The sequence below is a fragment of the Roseibium sp. AWQ4_254 genome (genome assembly GCF_056161025.1).
Genome location: NZ_JBSWYH010000030.1, coordinates 1 through 21,609 on the forward strand (window position 1 = coordinate 1; position 21,609 = coordinate 21,609).

The following is a 21,609-nucleotide window of genomic DNA, read 5'->3' on the forward strand; positions in this document are numbered from 1 at the left end:
ATCAACGAACTCATGCCTTGGTGTTACGCTGCAAAAGCAGCGTAACAGAGCGCGCCGCCGCCATGAAGACCGGCTTCACCGGACGGACACCCTACGTGCGGGAGACGCATAGGAGAGATACACACGGAAATAGTTTCCAGCCACCGCCCCACCCTCCTGTTATCGCAGAATAGCCACGGAATCGCGCCAGAATCACCACTGCTATGTCCTGTCAGTGAGGCCTTTTCCAACGGGGCGCCCGAACAGCTGAAGGAGACCGAGAACAAAAGACCCGGTTCGGCCTGCAAAAAAACGGAGGCAAAGCGTCTGCCTTGCCTCCGCATTCTATAAGCCCCCGCCGCTCCGGGCGGAAACGGTCAGATGATCATGTCGCTGTCCAGGGGGGTCAGCAAATGCCCGTCAGCATCATAAACGCTTGCATCCGCATCGACGTAAAAGACACGGTCTTCCTTGTAGCGGGTGGAAATCAGCACATTGAACATGTCGCCGTCGATTTCCATCTGCCCATCGTAGCGCACCGAAAGGAAGCTCTCGCTGTCATCGATGACAACGGTGTCGCCCTGGTTGGCAAAGATGAACAGACCGTCAGATGAGTCCAGCTTGCCGGCATCGCCGTGATCAACAATGAGCTGCTGATCTGCATCATTGTCGATATCAATGCCTTCAACCCCTTGAACATAGGCACTTAGAAGGCGCATATCCACCTGATCCAGGCTTTCGTCAAACTGCAATTTGTCGAAGCCTTCACCGCCATCGATACGCTTGTCGTCGTAATCAACGATGATTGTATCGTTACCGCTCCCTGCGATCAGCGTGTCTGCTCCTGCACCACCGACCACAATGTCATCACCGCCATAGGTCGCAATCACATCATCGCCAGCCTTGCCGTCGACATATTGACCGTCAGAGCTGCCGGCAAACATCGTATCATTGCCGTCGGTTCCGAACTCACCGTTTTCAGTGCGGTCGTCCTCGTCGATAACAGGAATTTCGTTGTCGTCCGTGACATCCCCGCTCGTATTGTCCCCCGTATCGGATCCGCCGCTATCGCCACCCAGATCGCTCTCTGCCAGGACTGTGACGCCGGAGGCCACTTCTTCTTTGGTAAGGTCATAACCGACAAAGGACAGGTCGGAAATGGCCACACCGAGATCCTTGTCGCTGTAAGGATCTCCCAGAAGCAGACTATGGCTGGTGCTGCCAATCTGCACCTGTCCTTCAAGTCCGGTCACCTCTTTCAGAAGCTCCCCATTGAGATAAACAGCTGCGACACCGGTTTCCCCGTTGAATGTGAAGGTCACATCGTTCCACTCATCAGCCGTCAGCTGCGGGAAGGACGACTTGATCCAGGTGCTGCCTTGATCGGTGGTCAAGGCTACGTTCAAAGATGTCGGAGTCATGAAGACAACGAAGCTGGAGCTGAAATTCAGCACACGGCCGCCGGCGCCGGTTTCCGAATTGAACGCGATGTCAAAGGAAACCGAGTATTTGGAATTCACAAAGAAATCCTGGCTCGCACCCACCTTGACCTTATCGCCGTTGAGGACCAGTCCCTCTTGACCATCGATCGTTTCCACCGCGACGTTCTCCCCGAGGGAAATCGTGTTGGCTTCGGAAGTGTTGTCGACAGCGACGCCACCCGAAATGTCAAGATCAAGGTAATTGGGGGATTCCAGGATGACCGACTTTTCGAGGACCACCTGCTCCCCACTCTCGTAGGTGATGGTCGCAGTCGCGGACTGCTTGCCATAGCCCGAGAAGGCGTGCTCCACCGCCGCACCCGACGCAGTCCCGCCGTCGGAGAAGGTCCACTCAACCGATGTTGCACCATCCGTCTGGTAATCTTCCAGCTGATAGCTCACCGAATTGGCGTCACGCCCGGTTCCAACATCCGCAGACACAAAGCCATCAAAACCAACGCCGGACAGGTCCGCACCCGCTGAGTCAGACAGCTCATCCGAGACAACCACAAGGTCCTTCAAAGACATCGTATCGGAGAAGTAGTTCGCGAAGACATCGCCAGCGTAATTTTCACCGTAAGGATTGTTTGTTTGAATGACCGTATTGTCGCTGGCGACTTGAGTGTCTTCATTCAGGCTGATTTTCGTTTCCGTGATGTTGTCCGTGACCGTCACATTCACGGCAGATTGCCTGATATTGATCGCCGGAACCTCGATCGACGACGGGGTGTCCTCCTTGCTGACCAGAGTGTTGTTGGCAATCACAAGGCCATCCGTTTCCCCAACAGTGATCCCGTGCAGGTGGCTGTTGATGATCAGATTGTTCTGGATCGTGAGGTTCTGGTAGTACATGTCCTCACCGCCGCCCAGCGAATCCACAACCTCATTGCGGATGAAAATAGACTGGGTCGGGTTGCCGTCCGCCTGATCCAGAATGTTGTTCTGAATGACAACGTTCTTCGTCGGCTCATCCGTACCGCTCGTCCAGAACTGGATCATGTCCAAGTGTGACTTGGTGTCCGGATGGGCGTCAAAATCATGGAGGTGATTGCCCTCAATGAGCACATCCGTGACCTCGGCAAAGTCCAGCCCGTCACTGGCCATGTTGTGCACATCGTTGTTCGTGACGGTCAACCCGTCCGTCTCGACGAATACCGCACCGCGGTAGAAATCGTACATTTCCGTGTTTGTCAGCGTGATGTTCGTCGAATCGTCGACGAACAGACCGAAAGCATTGCCGTATCCATCCGCCTTCGTGCCGGTGCCGGACGCATCGTCACCGTCAAACACGGAATTCGAAATCGTGATGTTTTCCGAATTGAGGACCTTGAAGGGTTTTACGTAATTCGGATCGCCTTCTTTATAGTCATAGTCGAAGGTGATGCTATCCAGCACAACATTCGAGGAATTGCCGACATAAAGCGCAGATACTGAAGCGGGATTGTCAGGGTCAGCAGACTTGATTGTGACTGTTGATGCCGGGTTGAAATCACTCAGCCCCAGACCGCCCCAATCTCCGCCTTCCAGGAGGATCGTTTCGCCGCCATTTGCCTTTGCGAGAGCTTCCTGCAGCTCTTCAGAGTTCGAGACCCGGTAGGTCGTCGTGGATTCCGATGTTGCGTCAAGCGTAGTTCCGGACATTGTTTGCCTCTCATAATGACCGTGCTGAGAGGAACCTACCAAGCCGCTGTTGATTGCCGGTTTAATACTGGAGTGACTATTGATGCAAAGTTTAAATAACTCTGTATTACCTTGTAGAACCGCATTTCCGCAATATTCCCTTAACGCTATTTTTTGTGAATCATGCAATAATTCACCATGTTTTCTCTGCGTATAAATTAAGGAATTGCGATTTTCTACTCTATTATCACTACCTACCACCGGCAAATAAAATGAATAAGCACTCACAACATTTATGCAAACCAGAGAAATTACACCAAAAGCAACCAAAAACAATTGACGCAGAGACGACCCTAACTTGCTCTTTTTTATTCCGAGCATACTATCAACCCCTTTTGAAAATTTCTTGACCGTTCACAGAAAAATTTTCGCATTCAGGCCCTAAACTCTCATGTGAATATTTCTCCAATAAGAAATCGAGCAATGCAATCAAAATTCGCGTTTCTTCCGAATGGCTGCGGCCGCAGGCTGTTAACGAAGCGATAACCAATTGATAGCCATGCGACCTTTCGCATGATAAGGAGTGCGCTGTTTTTTAAAAAGTGAGTTTTCCGAATGGATCTGTCCATTGTGATCGTCAATTGGAATACCATCGACATGCTGCGGGATTGCCTGAAGAGCACATTTCAGGGGCTGGGCGATTTGGCCGCGGAAGTCATCGTAATCGACAACGCTTCTTCCGACGGTTCACCGGATATGGTTGAACAGGAATTCCCGGATGCCGTCTTGATCCGCAATAGCGAGAACCGGGGGTTCGCAGCTGCGAACAATCAGGGTTTCGCCAAAGCTGCCGGACGGCATATCCTCCTTTTAAATTCTGACACACTTGTCCACGGAACCGTGTTGCCGGAAACGGTCCGGTATCTCGACGCGCATCCCGATATTGCTGTGCTTGGCTGCCGTGTTCTCAATCCAGACGGCACCATGCAGCCAAATACCAGCCGGTTTCCCTCCCTTATCAATCTGGTCATTCTGTCATCGGGTCTGTGGCGTTTCAAAGGCGTGCCCTTTTTCGACCGCTACCGGATGCTCAATTGGGACCGGCGCGACGCACGCGATGTTGAGGTTGTCGCGGGCTGTTACATGGCCGTACGAAGGAGCGCCATGGACCAGGTCGGGGTTCTGGATGAGGATTTTTACTTTTTCGGAGAAGAAGTGGATTGGTGCGTACGGTTCCGGAAAGCCGGCTGGCGCGTCCATTGTGCACCTGTCGGAGAGATCACCCATTTGGGCGGCGGCTCGGCACGCAAGCTGAACTTCAAACGCGACGTCATGCTGACGGACGCCACGATCCGCCTGCACCGCAAACACTACGGCAAGGCGAGCCGCTTTGGCGCCTGGACGATCCTGATGCTCTTTAATGGCAGCCGGTATCTTTACTGGAGCCTCATAGGCGCACTGACCCGCAAAACCGCAGCGCAGGACCGTGCCCACCACTTCCGCAAAGTGGTTGCTGAAATGCCAAAGAGTATCTGACCGTATTCCCTCCAGCTTCATCCGGGCCGCTTCATGGGACATGACGACAAATTGAAGGTGCTTGTCGTGGCACCGCATCTGAGCCTGCACGATGTCGGCGAAGGACCTCTCGCTCACCATCTGGTGAAAGCCATGTGCGCCCATGCCAACCTCACCGTCCTGGCGCTCGAAGCACCGAACGGGCCTCCCCTGGCGCAGCAACTGCCTGATGCCGACGTAATCACCTGGCCGGAGCCAGCCTGGACGGGCAAAAACCGCTTCGTCCGGACCATGCTTAAACCGCATGTCTTCTATCTGTCCAAATGTGTGAAGGCTTGGCTCAGCAAGGAAGTAGCCAACGGGCGGACGTTCGACATCGCCCATCAGATGCTGCCTGCAGCCCCACGATATCCGACGGCTCTGCGCTTCTTCCAGATCCCCTATGTGATCGGTTCCTTGGGCGGCGCCTTGCCAACCCCCAAAGCGTTCCGGGAGGAAGCCGGCACGGAAAAACTATCCACCAAGCTCAGGGTTCTTGATCCTGTGCGGTTCCGTTTCGACCCCTGGCTTCGGGAAAGCTATCGCAAGGCTGCCCTCGTTCTGGGCGTTGCGCCTTATATGCAGGAAGTCCTGTCTTCTGCGCCCATCCGCCGGTTTGAACCTTTCCTGACGATCGGCCTCGACACAGTCCCTCCCCCCGTCATGCGGTCCCGTAAGGCCGGTGAACTGACCCTTTTGAGCGTTGGCCGGACCACGCGTACAAAAGGGCTGCGCGATACGATCCGGGCGCTGGCCCAGCTCAAGGACCTGCCCGGCGTCAAGCTGGTCTGTGTTGGCGATGGCGACGACCTGCCCGCCTGCCGGGCAGAAGCTGAACAGCTCGGGGTTCAGGACCGGATCACCTTCGCCGGACGCCTCCCGCGCGACGCGGTTGAACACCACTATAAAACGGCTGATGCCCTGATCTTTCCGAGTTTTCGCGAAAGTATGGGGGCGGTTCTTTATGAGGCGATGCGCTGGAGCCTTCCCATCATCACCACCCGCATTGGCGGCCCTGGCAGCATTGTCGATGACACCTGCGGGCTTCAGGTGGATGTCGACACTCCGGCCCAGCTTGCCAGCGATCTGGCGGAAGCGATCCGCAAACTCGCGCTTGATCCGGATTACGGGCACCGGCTGGGAACGGCCGCCCGGACAAAGGTGCTGAGCAAAGCCCTTTGGGAGAAAAAGGCCGAGGAATTGATCAAGATCTATGACAGCGTCCTGGTAACACAAGCGGCATGATCATGTGCTTCCGCCAACCTCAACGGATCGAAAGGCACCGGTTTGCTTCGACGCATTGCAGTGGCGTCAACTTTTTTAACAAAGCGAATTGTGGCCGATGCCGGGACCTGATAACCGTCTCCAGACTTCAAACTGACGTTGTTGCGATTGTAAAAAGTGTTTCTTCATGACTGAGTTTCATTTCGTAGTACCCGTCAGACATCCAAAAAATGTGCGCAATGCCGACGAGCGATACGCAGCCATGGAAGAATTGTTCCATTCTTTCTCTGACCAGTCGATGCCGAAATTTGTCGTCAACATCGTTTGCAATCACGAACAGGACCTGCCAGAGCGGCCCAGCTTCGTCCAGCGGATTAATGTTGATTTTCCGCCGAATGAGATCATTCAGACAGCCTCATCTCCCAAGGCCGTCTATCAGTCTGTCCGCTTCGAAAAGGGGCACCGCGTGCGTGCCGGTTTCATGTCTTTGGCTCCGGAAGACTATGTCATGATTTGTGACGATGACGATCTCATCTACAGACATCTCGTCCAGACTGTGCTCGACGGTGATCCTGAAACCGCACGCTTCATTCGAAAAGGCTATTCTTGGATTTCAGGCACCCGGCAGATGAAAAAGCGGGTGCCTTTTCACAAGTTCTGCGGCACATCGCTGAACATTCCGGCCAAATTCTACAAATTTCATGACAAGAGGTCATCCGAAGAGGAGATCATTCAGGAGTTGGGCAGCCATCTCCTGCCTTTTGACAATATGCAGTCTGCGGGACGTAAGTTCAAAGCAATCGACTATTTTGCCGCGCTGTACCGGCTTCAAAGTGCAAATTCCACGCAGGTGGAGGTGAACCGCGCCAAACGCACTTCAGCGCCGTCCCCTCTCACCTTTCTTCACAAAGTAGGCCGGAGAACCAAGAGTCTCCTGAGGCCGGGAGGGTTTTCCGCGTCGGAGAACGCGTCTGCGGTTGCCTTTGAGGCCGGCGACTGGATGGAAAAGGACTTTCTCGGGCGCCCCCTCCTTGCCCACACGACAGCTCCGCTGGACAACAACCTTACAGACCGGGCTTGACCGAATGCTGCACACTCAAACTCCTGTGCCTTGCACGCCCTCTATCGAAAGCAAATCCGGCAGAAGTGTGAGCCGGTTTTGCGTCCAGATCAGCGAGGGCAGCGGCAAAGCGAATAATGATTAGACAAGTCGCATATCTGTTTGCTGGCAACGGGGCCGCCGCGGTCATTCCGTTCGTGCGCAATATCCTGATTGCACGGCTGATTTCCGTTGAAGACTTCGGCATCGCAGCAACATTTGCGTTGACATTCTCACTGATCGAGATGGTGACAAATGTCTCGCATGGACGGCTGCTCGTTCAGGCGCAGGAAGGCGACAGCGAAGAGTTTCAGGGCAATCTGCAAACCCTCCAGGTGTTGCGCGGTCTGTTGAACGCGGCGCTTCTTTTCGCCATTGCCCATCCTTTTGCAGCCTTCATGCAGGTTCCCCAGGCGGCCTGGGCCTATCAGGTCATTGCCCTGTGCCCGTTGCTGAGAGGATTGTCGCATTTCGACATTGTCCGCGAACAACGAGGCATGAAGTTCTCCGGTATTGCAATTGCGACTGCAGTGCCGGCGTTCGTGTCGCTTGTTTCGGCCCTCGGACTGTCTCTGGTGTTCGACGATTACCGGATCATGTTGTGGGCAATCATCCTGCAGCAAGCGTCCTATACCCTGGTCTCTCACATTCTGGCAACACGCCGCTACCGGCTGGACTGGGACTTGGCTGTCTTAAAGCAAGCGTTCTCTTTCGGCCTGCCCCTGTTGGGCAGCAACATCCTGATGTTCTTGATCTTTCAAGGGGACCGCCTCCTGATTGGCAATCAGATGGGACCTGAAGTCCTAGGCTGGTATTCCGTCGCCTTTCTGCTGGTTGCCACCCCCAGTCTCAATCTTGCCAACACCTATCAAACCCTGACACTGCCTGAGCTGGCCAAACGGCAGACGGACAATCCTGCATTTCTGGATCAGGCCCAGATCACTATCGAAGGCATGCTGTTTCTCGCTGCGGGTATGGTGCTTGGGGTTGCCTTCTTCGGACCCGCCGTCCTGATCCCGGTGTTCGGCACGAAATATGAGCCAGCCCTGTCGATTTTGGTGATTTTTAGTTGTGCACAAGCGCTGCGCCTTCTCCGGGCTGGGATTGTCATCACCTGGATCGCGCGCGCCAATACCAAATTGGTCCTCTACACCTCGCTCATTCGAGTTGTCGCCCTGCCCTGCGGCTATGCCACGCTGGTCAGCGGGTATGGCGTGAACGCGCTTCTGTTCTGCAACATTCTGGGAGAAATCCTTGCCATAGGTTTTGCGCTGGTCTATTCGAACCGGAAAAACTTGCTTCGGCTGCGGAACGCCCTTGTGCCGCTTGCAGCATTTCTCGCGGTTCTGACGCTCGCGATCGCAGATGCCCTGTTGTTCCCGCCTACTGCGGATCTTCTTAACAATCTTCACGTCTTTCTGTGCCTGCCCGTCCTGGCCTTCCTCTGTCTGACGTGGTCTCTGCATGCTGGCAGACGCTATCTTGGAGAGACTGTCTGGGAGCGGTACCGTGGCCGACTCTCGCTGAAAAGGAAGACAAATGGCTCCTAACTTCACCGAAAAAGCGCTGCATGCGGACCGTTCGGAGCCAAACCGGCTCCTTTTGCGCCTCTGGCGCTACCGGCGTTTGAGAAACCTTTGCTCCAAGCTGCTTTACCGGATGGAAGGCCCGCCCATGGTTTCGGCAACCCACCGGGCGATCCTGCAGCACTATCTGGATGTCGAAGTGGGGCTTCACAGCTATGGCGATATTCTTGGTTTCGGACGGTTGCCGCGCGGAACCCGCGTGGGCGCCTGGTGTTCCGTCGGACAGGAACTGATTGTACGTCGGCGGGATCATCCTGCCGAACGGCTGACGCAGCACCCTTATTTCTACAATCACAAACTAGGCTTTCTGGAAAAGGATTCCATCCAGTCCGACACGGACAACCCGCTCACCATTGGCAATGACGTGTGGATCGGCGACCGGGTGACGATCCTGTCCGGCTGTAAATCCATCGGCAATGGTGCAATCGTCGCAGCAGGTGCCGTCGTCACCAAGGACGTCCCCCCATACACGATCGTTGGCGGCGTTCCAGCAAAACCGCTGAAAATGAGATTTGACGAGGCGACGATTGCCCACCTCGAAGCGTCAAAATGGTGGCGCCTGCCCCTAAGACAGCTTCTGGAGCAAAAACATTTGCTGCTTGAGCGTCTGGGCGTGGAACAGGCCGCAAAAATTGAAAAATGGGCACAGCAACATTTTCACAACGCGAAGAAGGTATCATAAAGTTCAGTCTGGCGATTATCGCCATTGCGTTGCAGACAACCGGCAAAAACGTACAAGATCACTTAGCGAACGATAATTCCATTCTCATCCTAATTGCGCCCTTAATCATTCCCAGCGAGATCTTATGAGCATTTTGACAATCGGCCTTTTGTGGCACTCGGCGAATTCGGACAATCTGGGCGTGGGCGCCCTCACGGCATCCAATATCGCCATTATTGAAACGCTCTGTGCGCCGCTGGGCCTTGAGCCCCGCTTCAAGGTTCTCGGATGGCGTGACCCGGGACCCTGCTATATCGAGGGCGATAATGTGGAGGTTGTATCGCTCCGGACGCGCGATCTTGTGATGCCTTCAAAATTGCATTCGGCAATACGGGCCTGTGATCTGGTCATTGATATCAGCGCAGGCGACAGTTTCGCCGATATCTATGGCGCCGGACGCATCAACAAGAACTTTCTCGGCAAGCTCGCTGTCCTTCTGGCCGGAAAACCACTCATTTTCGGCCCCCAGACCATTGGGCCTTTCAAGGCACGCTGGGCCCATGTTGTGGCCAGCCTGTTCATGAAACGGGCCGCGCTTGTGACAACCCGGGACCGTCTCTCCAGTGAGTTCATTGCACCGCTCCAGCTTGGCGACAAGGCCATCGAGTCCACGGATGTGGCGATGCGCCTGCCCTATGATGCCAGCGCCTACCCGAAGGGGGGACGGCCGAGCATTGGCCTCAATGTCTCTGGACTTCTCTTCAATGGCGGCTATACCGGCAAAAACATGTTTGACCTCAAGGCCGACTACCCAAGCGTTGTGCGGAAGATCGTCCGAGCCCTACTGGAAGATGACAGCAAGCCGGAGATCCATTTTGTCGGACATGTCAATTCCGATATTCTGCCCGTTGAAGATGATTTCCGCGTGGCCGAGGCACTGAGCCAGGAGTTTACGGGAACGGTCCTTGCCCCGCGCTTCAAGAGCCCCTCTGACGCAAAGAGCTATATTTCAAGCCTGGACTTCTTCGCCGGAGCCCGCATGCATGCGTGCATTGCAGCTTTTTCTTCCGGTGTTCCTGTGGTGCCCATGGCCTATAGCCGCAAGTTTGAAGGCCTGTTTGGAACCCTCGGTTATGCCCGCACGACTGACTGCCGGACTGAAAGTGAAGAGCAGATTGTTGCCTCCGTCGTCAGCGGCTACCGGGACCGGGCGGTGCTCAAGGCTGAGGTCCAAGACGCCTTTGCAAAGGCGGATGCCCGCCTGAAGACGTATCAGGACCGGTTGATTGCCGAGATCGGAAAAGTCCGGGGCTAGCAGAAGATGACCTCTTTCAGATCCCCGGTGTTGAAAAAAGTCATGGACGCCAATCTGTGCGCCGGCTGCGGATTGTGCGCTGGTGTTTCCGGGGGGGCTGTCCAGATGCAGCTTGACGGCCAAGGGTATCTGCGCCCTCATCAAACTGGACCTCTCTCGCTGGGCAGTGAAAGAAAGCTGGAAGCAGCCTGTCCTGGCGTGACCGTTTCCCGGTCCATGACGGGCAGCAACCACCATCCAATCTGGGGTCCATTTGAAGAGGTTCATACAGGCTGGGCAACCAATGAAGACCTGCGATACCACGGCTCTTCCGGCGCCGTGCTGTCAGCGGTCGCACATCACCTTGTGAAAACCGGCCAGGTCGATTTCATCCTCACGATCCGGGATAGTGATGAGGATCCGATTTCCAACAAGACGCATGTTGCCGAGACATTCAAAGACATCTACCGGTCCGCAGGCTCCCGCTATGCGCCTTCCGCACCTCTGTCGGAAATTGACGCCTATCTTTCGGGTGACAAGCGCTTCGCCGTCGTCGCCAAGCCCTGTGACATTGCTGCCTTGCGTGCCCTTGCCCGCGTAGACAAGCGGGTCGACAGCAAAGTGCCTTTCCTGATGTCCTTCTTTTGCGCCGGGGTTCCGAGCCGGAGGGGATCTCTTGCGGTGTTGAAGAAATTGAATGTCGCAGAAGAGGACCTCAACAAATTCCAGTATCGGGGCGATGGCTGGCCCGGCTATGCCAAGGCCACGCGCCATGACGGAACTGTCGAAACCATGAGCTATCATGACAGTTGGGGCAAGGTTCTGTCGTCCTTTGTTCAGTTCCGCTGCAAGGTCTGTCCCGATGGAACCGGCGGCGCAGCGGATCTTGTCTGCGCAGATGCCTGGCACTCGGACAAGGATGGCTATCCCCTTTTTGAGGATGGGGAAGGCACCAGCCTTGTCATGGCACGCACAAAGCGGGGACAGGCTCTCCTCCACGAGGCCGTTGCAGCCGGTGAAGTCGCCCTCGCCTCTTTTGACATCGACACTCTTTTGACAATCCAGCCGGGCCAGACCCGCAGGTCCCAGGCCCTGCTGGCCCGCTTGCTCGGACTTTTTTTCAAAACCGGATGGCGGCCAGCCTATAAGGGGTTTTCGATCCTCAAAAACGCAAGATCCCTTGGTGCACGCGATTTTATCAGCAATCTAATCGGCACGTTCCGGCGGGCATAGTATCATGAAGCCAACGTCCATCTTCATTCCGCTTTTCCTGATTTCCCTTGCCATCCCGATGTTTTTCTTCGTCGGGCCGCTGCGTCTGTCCCCTTACCGGCTCTTCCTGTTGCTGGGGCTGGTTCCCGCTGTCATCATCTGGCTCACCAACAAGCGCTACAAAAAACTCCCGTCCGACTTTCTCATTCTGTTTTATCCCATATGGACCACGCTCTCGCTCACAGTCCTTTACGGCACGGACCGCTCGATTGAAGCCGGTGGTATGATCGCGATTGAGACGATTGGCGCCTATTTCATCGCCCGCGTTCTGATCTGCACCCCCGAACGCTTCAATCAGCTTTGCAAATGGCTGATTTTCATCATTTTGTTTCTAACTCCATTTGCTCTTTTCGAAACTGTGACCGGCCGCGTTCTTCCCATTGAGATCTTCCGGACAATTGGACGGACCTATGGAATTGCCATCACGGATCAACGCTGGGGCCTGGACCGCGTTCAAGGCCCCTTCGAACACCCCATTCTGTTTGGGGTGTTTTGCAGCATGGGCATCAGTCTCGCCTTCTATTACCGCTACAATGTCCAGTCAGCGTTCCAGCGATATATTCGAGCTTTCGCGGTGTTTGTCACCGCGGCCCTGTCCCTGTCCTCCGGCCCTCTGACCGGCATGTCGGGTCAGCTCCTGCTGATCGGCTATGACATGGTCACCCGTCACATCGTCAAACGCTGGCAATATATGCTTGCAGGGATCGCAGCGCTTTGGGTCACCATTGATCTTTTGTCGACGCGTTCGCCCCCGCAGGTCTTCATCACCTATTTCGCCTTCAGTCCGCACTCGGCCTATAACCGGGTCTTCATCTGGCGCTATGGTACCCAGTCGATCGTCAATCATCCGCTGTTTGGCATCGGCTATGAAGAATATGAGCGGCCATGGTTTGTCTATTCTTCCAGTGCCGACATGTTCTGGATCGTGCCTAGCCTTCAATATGGCATGCCGGCCGGCTTCGCGCTGATCATCGCCTTTGCCTATAACGCTATCCGGACATCCCGCGCCAAGATCGTGGACAAGAATGTCCTCATTCAGCGCCGGGCGATGATGTTCTGTCTTGTCGGAATTTTCCTGTCAGGCTGGACAGTTCATTACTGGAACGCAACTTATGCGATGGTTGTGTTCATGTTCGGCGCCTGCGCGTGGTTCTTCACCAATCAGGACATTGCGGTTGAAAAAACGGCTGATGAGACGGATGATGACGAAACCGGATCCAAAGCGGGTCCCCGCCGCCCGGTGAAGAATGCTCAAGCAAGGCCGCGCTACCCTTTCAACCGCTCAGGTGAAAGGTCTGTGTCAAAGCAGGACACCAAACGCAGTAGCCAGAGGCAGCTTTCATCAAGGCGTCAACAGCCGGAAGATTGATCAAGACGCCGGAAACGCCCTCTTGAGCGCATGAAACAAAGCTCACCTGATAGCCCTCTTCTGATGAGATTGGTGTCATACCGAGTGCAATTGATGAGGACCTATTTGACCGCGCTTGGCCGTTGAACGGAATTGGGACATCAAATAGGGCATCATCAATTGCGATGGGTATCAAATGCCCAGACCCAGCGATTTACGGATGTCCAAATAGACCACTTCCAGGTCTTTCCGGTCCGCCCTGAACAGCCGGGAAGAAAATCTCAAGGCAGCAAACGCCCCTTTAAATCGTTCACGACCGAACTCGGTTTTCAAGCCGCTCAGATACAAAACCAGTTTGTACAAGGTGAACATTTGAAAGGTGAATTTCAGTCCCCAGCTAAGATCTGAGCGTTTTGCCAGAACATACGCCATGTTCAGGATCAGGATAACGCCCATCGTGTAACCATTGTCCCGGCGTTCCGGGGACTTGTAATGATAGATCTGCGCGCGCCGCGCCCCGATCAGCAGACAGCTGTCCAGAACCCCCAAACTGGCATCCACGTCCTCATGGGCCGCGTACCGGCCCAGAGTTTCGTCAAACAGGATCGAGCGGATGACAGATGTGCGGAACGACATTCGAAAACCGCTCTGCCATTCCACCCGGACCGCATCATACTCACCCAGCCACTCAGGGGACGGTAGCGCTTCCATTTTCTGCCGGGCCAGAACAATGAAGGGGTTCTTGAAGACATTTCTTTCCAGATAATAACGCAGGCGGGCTACCGTTTTGCGCAGCCTGTCTTCCTGATTTTGCGAATAGCTTTCCTGGGCCAGTTCCTTCAGGGCCTCCGGCAGCTTTGTCGCTTCAGCGCTGCAGACCCCGCCGACGATCCCGTCCGTGTCCCGCTCATAGACGGCCAGGATCTCTTCCATGGCTCCGTCAAACAGCAGGGAATCATCATCAGGAAACAGCACGATCTCATGCCTCACCAGTGCCAGACCAATATTGCGCTGCTTGCTGGTGCCTGGCTCGCTGACATGAAACTCGATCTCAAAATTGAACTTCTCGGCACAGGCCTGCGCAACCGACCGGCTTTCCTCCGGATTGTCACTAGAGTCGATAATGATCAGCTGAGAGGGAGGACGGCTTTGGGTGAGCATCAAGGGCAGGCTCAATTCCAGAGCTTTGGCTCTGTTCCGCGTCGCAATAACGATCGAATAATCGGTTTTGGTATCACTCATGGGCTCTAAATGTCTTTCCGTTTGCAATCCGCCGGTCCGGAACCTTTCCGCTAAAAACACACTCCGGAAAAGATCTCATTCTCTGGGCTTCTTAACTCAGAACACAAAGCCCGTACTCACGTCTGCTGCACACGCTCAGGCTACATATGTGCAGCACATTTCCACACTTACCGCTAGCAGGCCCGGCAAGATCCGGCTCGTTCACGCCGTTGGCTCACCCTCCATATTTGACCTTCAGGGAGTGCAAAGCCGCGCTCAGCTGTTCCAGCCGCTCCGCCCGTTTCGCCTCCGCGCTCAGGTAAGGCCGCTCTGCCTTGACCTTGTTGAAATAGTGCGCAACGGAGTCCGCTCTTTTCGCGTTCAGGCTGTTCATGAGGCCGGTCCTGCGCGCCACATTCACACCACCGACCAAGCTGGTCCTCGCGTCGCGAAGCGTAAGTTTGACCTTCTTCTTCGCCCTTGCGAGCGCACCGGGGTTGGACCGGGGCGGCGGGCTGGTGCGCACATCGAATGTGTCATTTGGCACCTGGATGCGCTCAAGGGGCCGGTCGCCGAAACCGGTTGGCCGTTTCTGAAACACCGCATCCAGATAATCAGACGCAGGCAGCGCAAAGGGGTCATAGGGCAAGTCGAGGGACATGCACCAGTCCAGCCATTTGAATTTCAGCACCCTGGAGGGTGAAGCCACAGGAATCCAGGGGGTGCGGAAATAGTCCGCAATGATGGCCCCATGCAGCGATTCCACAATGGCCAGGTCCGCACCGGCCAGGGCCGAGAAGACTGTTTCGCAGGTATCCAGAGGGTCCACAAACGTTACGTCTGAACGCGCGCAGGCGCCTTCCCAGTTTCCATAAAAGGCACTCTCCCAATGGGGGATGAAGACGGTTCCCTTCCGTTCGGGAGAAAACTCTGCCCAGCGCGGGATGTTGTCGATCAGCCAGGCGCCATCGGTGATGGCGAGCTTCGGATCCAGCCCCAGGAACCGGGCCGTCAGCGGCCCGCGCACGGCAAAGAAATCCCACGCAGCGACATCTGCCTTTGACGGCAGATTTCCGTATCCGGAACCGGTCCCAAAGACGACCTTGTTGCCCGGAACGACATTCAGGCCATGGGACAGGAGCGATCCAATCCCCACAAGAACGTTGTCATCTTTCCTGTCGAGCAATTCGGGAATGAGAGCGGGCCACAGCCAACTGTTCAGGTAGTCCCCGAAGTTCGTTGTGACGTGATGGTAAAATAACTTCATTCCAAAGGCCCCGATGTCAAAGAAATGCAATCTCGTCACGCGCTGTGACCAAATCTGGTTTCATGAAGAGAGTTAGATTCAAAGATGTTAGAGGTCGGTTCTAATTTGTTCGTGATTTAGTCAAGCTGTTCACACCAAGGATGCAAGATATTTTCCATAATCCGTCTTGCCAAACAGCTTGGCATGTTCCAGCAGTTTTTCCTGATCGATCCAGCCATTGTTGAACGCGATTTCCTCCGGGCACCCGGATTGCATGCCCTGGCGGACAGACAGGGTTCTGACAAAGTTGCCCGCATCCAGAAGCGATTGATGCGTGCCCGTGTCCAGCCAGGCATAACCGCGCCCCATCCGCTCCACATTCAAGGAGCCTTCGCGCAGATACATTTCCAGCAAGGTCACGATTTCCAGTTCGCCCCGGGCGGACGGCCTGACATCCCGGGCCCTACGGGGAGCGTCCCCATCCAGAAAATAAAGCCCCGTCACCGCATAGTTGGATGGGGGCACGGCGGGCTTTTCGATGATTTCCTCGGCAAGCCCATCCTGGTTGAATTTCACGACGCCGTAGCGCTCCGGATCGGCCACATGATAGCCGAACACCGTTCCGCCAGACTCGCGATTGTCCGCAGCAAGCAGCACTTCGGGCAAGCCGTGGCCGAAGAAGATATTGTCTCCAAGCACCATGGTGGAGGGGGCAGCGTTCAAAAACGCTTCCGCCAGCAGATACGCCTGTGCAAGACCATCGGGCGACGGCTGTTCAATATATTCAAAGCGCATGCCCCATTGGCTGCCATCGCCCAGCAACCGCTTGAATTGGGGCTGATCTGCCGGTGTGGTGATGATTGCAATCTCCCGGATGCCGGTCAGCATCAAGACGGACAACGGATAGTAGATCATCGGCTTGTCGTAGATCGGCATCAGCTGCTTCGACACGGCCATGGTCAGCGGAAACAGTCTGGTGCCTGACCCGCCGGCCAGGATAATGCCCTTGCGCTTGGTCATGACATATCCCCCAAGTCTTTCAAAACCTCTGTGATCCCGGACCGCCAGTCCGGACGTTCAAGACCGAATACCGAAAGGGAACTGCATTCCAGCCGGGAATTGGCCGGGCGCCTGGCAGGCGTCGGATAGGCTGAGGCCGGAATATCTTCCACCTCAACCGGACGGTCTGCTTGTGCAAAAATCTCCCTGGCAAACGCTGCCCAGCTCACATCCGGAGCACCTGAAAAGTGGTACGTGCCGGATTTCTCCGGCGCTGTCTTGAGCTGGGTCAGTATTGCAACGCAGGCGGCCGCAATGGCGGCTGCTGGTGTGGGTCCGCCAATCTGGTCCGCAACAACCGTCAACCGGTCGCGGCTCTCGGACAGGCGCAGCATGGTTTTCAGAAAATTGGAACCATGGGCGGAGAACACCCAGCTGGTGCGCAAAATCGCATGGTTGGCCCCTGAGGCGCGAACCGCGACCTCCCCTGCCAGTTTGGTTCTGCCGTAAGCCCCAAGCGGTCCTGTTACGGCCTCGGGGGGAAAAGGTGTCTCCCCCTGGCCATCAAAGACATAATCCGTCGAAATATGAACAAAGGGCACACCCAGCTCGCAGGCCGCCTCGGCCATCGCCGCGGGTGCGTCTCCATTGATCTTGAGCGCCAGCGCCTCTTCTTCCTCAGCCTTGTCGACGGCTGTATAGGCCGCAGCATTGAGTATGCCGTCCGGGTTCTTGCTGGAAATAATGTGCCGGATTGATGCAATGTCCGCGAGATCAACAACGTCCCGGCCCAGAAAAGCGGCATCGGGCAGCAGCTTGCGCAACTCGCTTGCTACCTGCCCGGACGATCCGAAGACCAGAATCATGACTTTGCACCCGGTGCGGTTCCGAGACGCTTGCCGACCCCCTTGCGGTCCTGCAAGGCCCGCCACCAGGGCTCATTGTCCAGATACCATTGAACCGTCAGCTCCAGGCCCTCTTCCACGCTGACGCTCGGACGCCAGCCCAGCTCGTTCCGAATACGGGCGGGATCAATCGCATAGCGCAGGTCGTGGCCCGGACGGTCCTCAACAAAGGTGATCTGATCAGCATAGGACCCTTCCGGTTTCGGCCGTTTGTGGTCCAGCAGGGTGCAAATGGTCCTGACCAGATCAATATTGCGCCGCTCGTTCTCGCCGCCAATATTGTAGCTGCGCCCGGGCGTGCCCTTCATGAGGGCCAGCAACAACGCATCGGCGTGGTCTTCCACATAGAGCCAGTCGCGCACATTCTCGCCCTTGCCATAGACCGGAATCGGCTTGCCGGCGAGCGCGTTCAAGATCACAACCGGGATCAGTTTTTCCGGAAAATGGAACGGTCCGTAATTGTTGGAGCAATTCGTGACGATGACCGGCAGGCCATAGGTTTCGTGCCAGGCGCGCACCAAATGATCTGACGCTGCCTTTGACGCTGAATAGGGACTGCGCGGATCATAGGCTGTTGTCTCCTGAAACAGCCCCGTTTCGCCTAGTGACCCGAACACCTCATCCGTGGAAATGTGATGAAACCGGAAAGTTTCCGGCCGGCCGGCATCCTCCCAGTAGCGGCGGGCGGCCTCAAGCATGTTGAACGTGCCGCCAATATTGGTCTCGATGAAATCGGACGGGCCGTCAATGGACCGGTCAACATGGCTTTCCGCAGCCAGGTGCATCACTGAATCGGGTCGATGCTCTGCAAAAATGCGTTGCAGCGCCTGCCGCTCCCGGATGTCGGCCAGCTCAAAGGCATAGGCTGGATTGTCTGCGACCTGTGCAACGTTCTCCAGGCACGCAGCATAAGTCAGCGCATCGACGTTCACAACGCTGTGCCCGCGCTGGACCGCAAGCCGGATGACTGCCGACCCGATGAAGCCTGCACCACCTGTGACAAGAATTTTCATGGAAATCCTCAATATTCAAAAGGGGTTTGAAAGTCCGCAAGCGGCGTCGCAACTTTGTCTTTTTCAGACAGGACCGGCTCAATTCCCCTCAGCGGCCAGGCAATCCCGCAGCTGTCCCAGCGCACGGCTCCGTCACAGTCGGGTGCATAAAAATCGGAGCACTTGTAGATGATTTCACTGTCGGGCTCGAGGGTCATGAACCCGTGCAGAAAGCCCTCGGGAACAAACATCTGCTTGCCGTTTTCAAAACTCAACTCCGCCCCCGTCCATTTGCCATAGGTTGGCGAGCCACGCCGAATGTCGACCGCCACATCGAAAAACCGGCCCCGCCCGCATCTGACCAGCTTGGCCTGGGCATGGGGCGGACTTTGAAAATGCAGCCCCCGCACCGTGCCTGTCTGGCGGCTGAGCGAGTGATTGTCCTGAACGAAGTCAGTCTCAATCCCATGTTTTGCGAAAACCTGCTGGTTCCAGCTTTCGCAGAAAAACCCCCGGTCGTCCCCGAACCGTCTCGGCGTGATCAGAAAAACGCCGGGCAGTTCCGTATCTTCGACAATCATTTGGCCTCTCAATCAATAAACTTAATGTCTTCCCGAGCCGCCGACCAAAATGCTGGTCTTCCGGCCCGATGCGGTCCCTGCTCGCGGTTTCCAGCCCCCTGAACAACCGGCCTTTTCACCTTCCCAAACGGAAGATCCTCAGGAGCGCGGCGCGACTATACCTGTTTAATCCCAAGAACACGAAATTTAATTGACTGTTTTAGGGTTTTGGTAAACCTGACCAAGTGTTTGGATGGCTTTCAGACACCTAGGTGCCGGCGATGCATCTGCGTCAAAGCGCATGGCTTGGGCCTCACCTCAAAGATAGCCAGTCTGTGCATCGGCCCCGTAGCGTGATGAAGCCCGGACACTTGCTGCGGGACAGAGCAGATGGTCAACTCCCAACAAACACAGGGCGGCGTCGCCGACTGAACAGCCTATCAACCCGTGTAAGCTGCCGATTCCACACTCTGTCTGGAGCGTCTTCCTGACAGAGACATTTTGCACCGCACAAGAAGAATGGCTTTTACCCTTAAGGAAGAGCCCTCAAGGTCAATGCGCTCAATATTTTGGTCGTAAAAAAAATCCCAACAACTCCAATTCGTTATGCGGCTGAATGAATGCAATTCATCTGATTTCCCGTGCAACTTTTCCTGAATTTTGGCGTTGCATTGGATATCTCTTTCGTTTAACGTCCCATTAACCAGATTTATGGCGACCACAGTTTTTTTAGTGGGCATTGAATTGATGAAGTTGATTAGCGCCTGCGGTTTTCGTGGGTTATTGCGGGAAAAATATAAGAGTTTTTGAAATGACTGATGATGTCTATGGTTTTCACAACACGGACGTGGATCGCTCCCTTGCGACGGCAGATCCTTCAAATGGCTCTCACATTGTCAAACGCGGGCTGGACCTGATTGGGGCTTCGGTTGCGCTTGTTCTGTTTTTGCCGCTTCTTCTTCTTATTGCGCTCGCCGTAAAAGTGACCAGCAAAGGACCCGTCCTGTTCCGCCAGAAGCGGCACGGTCTCCACGGCAAAACCTTTGTCGCGTACAAGTTCCGCTCCATGTACACGGACAATTGCGATCAGACTGGTGTGCAGCAGACCGTGAAGGATGACCCGCGTGTGACCCCGGTCGGGCGTTTCTTGCGCCGTAGCAATCTTGACGAGCTGCCGCAGATCCTTAACGTTCTGAAAGGCGAAATGTCGCTCGTCGGCCCGCGGCCGCATGTGCCCGGGATGCTCGCCAATGGCGTGCCTTACGAAGAGTTTGACCGTCGCTACCAGTCCCGTCACAGGGTCAGGCCCGGCATTACCGGTCTGGCGCAAGTACACGGTTTCCGTGGCGAGACAAAAGATGCCTATGCGGCTTCCATGCGGCTTCACTATGATCTGAAATATATCGAGGTCCGCTCAACCTTGCTGGACCTCAAGATCATTCTGGATACCGCAATCCACGAACTCTTTCGTGGCAAGGGGTATTAGGGAAAACCCCGTTTCATTGAATTTGCCTTTCGCGTTCTGAAGTCAGAGTTTCAAACGCATGAGGCAAAATCCAGGCAAGATACAAACGGCCACGGAGACCTGTCTCCGTGGCCGTTTTGCATTTTCCGAACAAGCTGACTCGCCCTGTCCGTGCGGTTATTTGACACCGTTCACATTGAGAAAGGCCGAATAGAGCGACGTCGTGCCGGCAATGAACAGCCGGTTGAGTTTCGGACCGCCGAAACAGACATTGCCGACAATCTCCGGAATGTGGATCTTGCCGATCAGGACCCCATCCTGGTTGAGGCAATGCACGCCATCAGCGGCAGAACTCCAGATGCGGCCGTCCCGGTCCAGACGGAAGCCGTCAAACACGCCTTTGGTACAGGCCGCAAAAAGGCTCCGGTCCGTCAGGCTTTTTCCGTCAGCGCCGACCTTGAACTTTTCGATATGAGCCGGCCCGTCCGCATCATGGGTTGTCCCCGTATCGGAGACAAAGAGCCATTCTTCATCGGCCGAAAAGGCGAGACCGTTCGGCTTGTAAAAGCCGTCCATGACCATCTCGACAGCCCCCGTTTCAGGGTCGGCGCGAAAAAGATGGCAGGCACCGATTTCGCTCTCGGCCCGCTCTCCCTCGTAGTCCATCAAGATGCCGTAGGACGGATCGGTGAACCAGATGGACCCGTCCGACTTCACCACAACATCATTTGGCGAGTTCAGGCGCTTGCCGTTCCAGTGGGATGCTATGACAGATACCGATCCGTCATGTTCGGTCCTCGTGACCCGGCGGGTCAAATGCTCACAGGAGACAAGACGGCCCTGGGTGTCCACCGTATTGCCGTTGGAATTGTTTGACCCGATGCGGAACTCAGAAACAGACCCGTCGGTCTCGTCCCAGCGCATCATGCGGTTGTTGGGAATGTCCGACCAGACCAGATACCGTCCGGCGGGAAACCAGGCCGGACCCTCAGACCAGCGCGCGCCGGTCCACAGGCGCTCCACCCGCGCATGCCCGATAAAACAGGCTTTGAATTCCGGCTCGATAACCTCGAAACCGGTTCCTTCCAACACTCCAAACATCA

General features: G+C 55.5%; 16 protein-coding genes and 1 pseudogene. 9 read left to right on the forward strand and 8 right to left on the reverse strand.

Annotated elements, in window-relative coordinates:
• Positions 1-356 precede the first annotated feature (356 nt).
• Positions 357-3,101, reverse strand: coding sequence for a right-handed parallel beta-helix repeat-containing protein (locus tag ACXAIC_RS20075; RefSeq protein ID WP_475184315.1), 2,745 nt, complete (start codon positions 3,099-3,101; stop codon positions 357-359).
• A gap of 594 nt (positions 3,102-3,695) precedes the next feature.
• Between ACXAIC_RS20075 and ACXAIC_RS20080 the strand changes: the two genes are divergently transcribed.
• The 8 genes and pseudogenes from ACXAIC_RS20080 (at position 3,696) to ACXAIC_RS20115 (ending at position 13,139) form a co-directional block, all read left to right on the forward strand.
• Positions 3,696-4,616, forward strand: coding sequence for a glycosyltransferase family 2 protein (locus ACXAIC_RS20080; protein ID WP_475184316.1), 921 nt, complete (start codon positions 3,696-3,698; stop codon positions 4,614-4,616).
• Positions 4,617-4,649: 33 nt separating this feature from the next.
• Positions 4,650-5,879, forward strand: coding sequence for a glycosyltransferase family 4 protein (locus tag ACXAIC_RS20085; RefSeq protein WP_475184319.1), 1,230 nt, complete (start codon positions 4,650-4,652; stop codon positions 5,877-5,879).
• Between the two features lie 166 nt (positions 5,880-6,045).
• Positions 6,046-6,939: a hypothetical protein gene (locus ACXAIC_RS20090; RefSeq protein WP_475184322.1), complete on the forward strand. Its 894-nt coding sequence runs from the start codon at positions 6,046-6,048 to the stop codon at positions 6,937-6,939.
• A 116-nt stretch (positions 6,940-7,055) separates the two neighbouring features.
• On the forward strand, positions 7,056-8,507 hold the full coding sequence (locus ACXAIC_RS20095) for an oligosaccharide flippase family protein (protein WP_475184325.1): 1,452 nt from the start codon (positions 7,056-7,058) through the stop codon (positions 8,505-8,507).
• A 385-nt stretch (positions 8,508-8,892) separates the two neighbouring features.
• Positions 8,893-9,040 (forward strand): annotated as a pseudogene (locus tag ACXAIC_RS20100) (chloramphenicol acetyltransferase); the annotation flags it as partial.
• 309 nt (positions 9,041-9,349) lie between these two features.
• Positions 9,350-10,519 (forward strand): polysaccharide pyruvyl transferase family protein, encoded by a 1,170-nt coding sequence (locus ACXAIC_RS20105; RefSeq protein ID WP_475184326.1) that lies wholly within the window; start codon positions 9,350-9,352, stop codon positions 10,517-10,519.
• Between the two features lie 198 nt (positions 10,520-10,717).
• Positions 10,718-11,731, forward strand: a complete 1,014-nt coding sequence (locus tag ACXAIC_RS20110; RefSeq protein ID WP_475184328.1) for a Coenzyme F420 hydrogenase/dehydrogenase, beta subunit C-terminal domain — start codon at positions 10,718-10,720, stop codon at positions 11,729-11,731.
• 4 nt (positions 11,732-11,735) lie between these two features.
• Positions 11,736-13,139: an O-antigen ligase family protein gene (locus tag ACXAIC_RS20115; RefSeq protein WP_475184333.1), complete on the forward strand. Its 1,404-nt coding sequence runs from the start codon at positions 11,736-11,738 to the stop codon at positions 13,137-13,139.
• A gap of 171 nt (positions 13,140-13,310) precedes the next feature.
• Here the strand turns inward: ACXAIC_RS20115 and ACXAIC_RS20120 are convergent, their stop codons facing one another.
• The 6 genes from ACXAIC_RS20120 to rfbC form a co-directional block, all read right to left on the reverse strand.
• Positions 13,311-14,360, reverse strand: a complete 1,050-nt coding sequence (locus ACXAIC_RS20120; RefSeq protein WP_475184334.1) for a glycosyltransferase family A protein — start codon at positions 14,358-14,360, stop codon at positions 13,311-13,313.
• A 214-nt stretch (positions 14,361-14,574) separates the two neighbouring features.
• Positions 14,575-15,606: a glycosyltransferase family protein gene (locus tag ACXAIC_RS20125; protein WP_475184336.1), complete on the reverse strand. Its 1,032-nt coding sequence runs from the start codon at positions 15,604-15,606 to the stop codon at positions 14,575-14,577.
• Between the two features lie 129 nt (positions 15,607-15,735).
• Complete coding sequence (gene rfbA, locus ACXAIC_RS20130; RefSeq protein ID WP_475184338.1) at positions 15,736-16,605, reverse strand: glucose-1-phosphate thymidylyltransferase RfbA; 870 nt, start codon at positions 16,603-16,605, stop codon at positions 15,736-15,738.
• Positions 16,602-17,450, reverse strand: a complete 849-nt coding sequence (gene rfbD, locus ACXAIC_RS20135; protein ID WP_475184340.1) for a dTDP-4-dehydrorhamnose reductase — start codon at positions 17,448-17,450, stop codon at positions 16,602-16,604. Before rfbD ends, rfbA begins: the two co-directional genes overlap by 4 nt.
• The gene (gene rfbB / locus ACXAIC_RS20140) at positions 17,447-18,502 is read right to left on the reverse strand and encodes a dTDP-glucose 4,6-dehydratase (RefSeq protein WP_475184341.1); all 1,056 of its coding nucleotides are present in this window, start codon (positions 18,500-18,502) and stop codon (positions 17,447-17,449) included. Before rfbB ends, rfbD begins: the two co-directional genes overlap by 4 nt.
• Positions 18,503-18,510: 8 nt before the next feature.
• A complete protein-coding gene (gene rfbC / locus ACXAIC_RS20145; RefSeq protein ID WP_475184343.1) occupies positions 18,511-19,062 on the reverse strand; it encodes a dTDP-4-dehydrorhamnose 3,5-epimerase in 552 nt (183 codons plus the stop codon).
• A 790-nt stretch (positions 19,063-19,852) separates the two neighbouring features.
• On the opposite strand from rfbC, the gene ACXAIC_RS20150 reads away from it, so the two are divergent.
• Positions 19,853-20,527 carry a sugar transferase gene (locus ACXAIC_RS20150; protein ID WP_475184345.1) on the forward strand — a complete coding sequence of 225 codons (675 nt, stop codon included), beginning with the start codon at positions 19,853-19,855 and terminating at the stop codon, positions 20,525-20,527.
• 156 nt (positions 20,528-20,683) lie between these two features.
• Here the strand turns inward: ACXAIC_RS20150 and ACXAIC_RS20155 are convergent, their stop codons facing one another.
• The gene (locus ACXAIC_RS20155) at positions 20,684-21,607 is read right to left on the reverse strand and encodes an SMP-30/gluconolactonase/LRE family protein (RefSeq protein ID WP_475184347.1); all 924 of its coding nucleotides are present in this window, start codon (positions 21,605-21,607) and stop codon (positions 20,684-20,686) included.
• Positions 21,608-21,609: the final 2 nt, after the last annotated feature.

Bases quoted from the DNA above. Each gene is read 5' to 3' on its own strand.
- ACXAIC_RS20075 (WP_475184315.1), bottom strand. From the start codon at position 3,101: ATGTCCGGAACTACGCTTGACGCAACATCGGAATCCACGACGACCTAC.
- ACXAIC_RS20080 (WP_475184316.1), top strand. From the start codon at position 3,696: ATGGATCTGTCCATTGTGATCGTCAATTGGAATACCATCGACATGCTG.
- ACXAIC_RS20085 (WP_475184319.1), top strand. From the start codon at position 4,650: ATGGGACATGACGACAAATTGAAGGTGCTTGTCGTGGCACCGCATCTG.
- ACXAIC_RS20090 (WP_475184322.1), top strand. From the start codon at position 6,046: ATGACTGAGTTTCATTTCGTAGTACCCGTCAGACATCCAAAAAATGTG.
- ACXAIC_RS20095 (WP_475184325.1), top strand. From the start codon at position 7,056: ATGATTAGACAAGTCGCATATCTGTTTGCTGGCAACGGGGCCGCCGCG.
- ACXAIC_RS20105 (WP_475184326.1), top strand. From the start codon at position 9,350: ATGAGCATTTTGACAATCGGCCTTTTGTGGCACTCGGCGAATTCGGAC.
- ACXAIC_RS20115 (WP_475184333.1), top strand. From the start codon at position 11,736: ATGAAGCCAACGTCCATCTTCATTCCGCTTTTCCTGATTTCCCTTGCC.
- ACXAIC_RS20120 (WP_475184334.1), bottom strand. From the start codon at position 14,360: ATGAGTGATACCAAAACCGATTATTCGATCGTTATTGCGACGCGGAAC.
- ACXAIC_RS20125 (WP_475184336.1), bottom strand. From the start codon at position 15,606: ATGAAGTTATTTTACCATCACGTCACAACGAACTTCGGGGACTACCTG.
- rfbA (WP_475184338.1), bottom strand. From the start codon at position 16,605: ATGACCAAGCGCAAGGGCATTATCCTGGCCGGCGGGTCAGGCACCAGA.
- rfbD (WP_475184340.1), bottom strand. From the start codon at position 17,450: ATGATTCTGGTCTTCGGATCGTCCGGGCAGGTAGCAAGCGAGTTGCGC.
- rfbB (WP_475184341.1), bottom strand. From the start codon at position 18,502: ATGAAAATTCTTGTCACAGGTGGTGCAGGCTTCATCGGGTCGGCAGTC.
- rfbC (WP_475184343.1), bottom strand. From the start codon at position 19,062: ATGATTGTCGAAGATACGGAACTGCCCGGCGTTTTTCTGATCACGCCG.
- ACXAIC_RS20150 (WP_475184345.1), top strand. From the start codon at position 19,853: ATGACTGATGATGTCTATGGTTTTCACAACACGGACGTGGATCGCTCC.
- ACXAIC_RS20155 (WP_475184347.1), bottom strand. From the start codon at position 21,607: ATGTTTGGAGTGTTGGAAGGAACCGGTTTCGAGGTTATCGAGCCGGAA.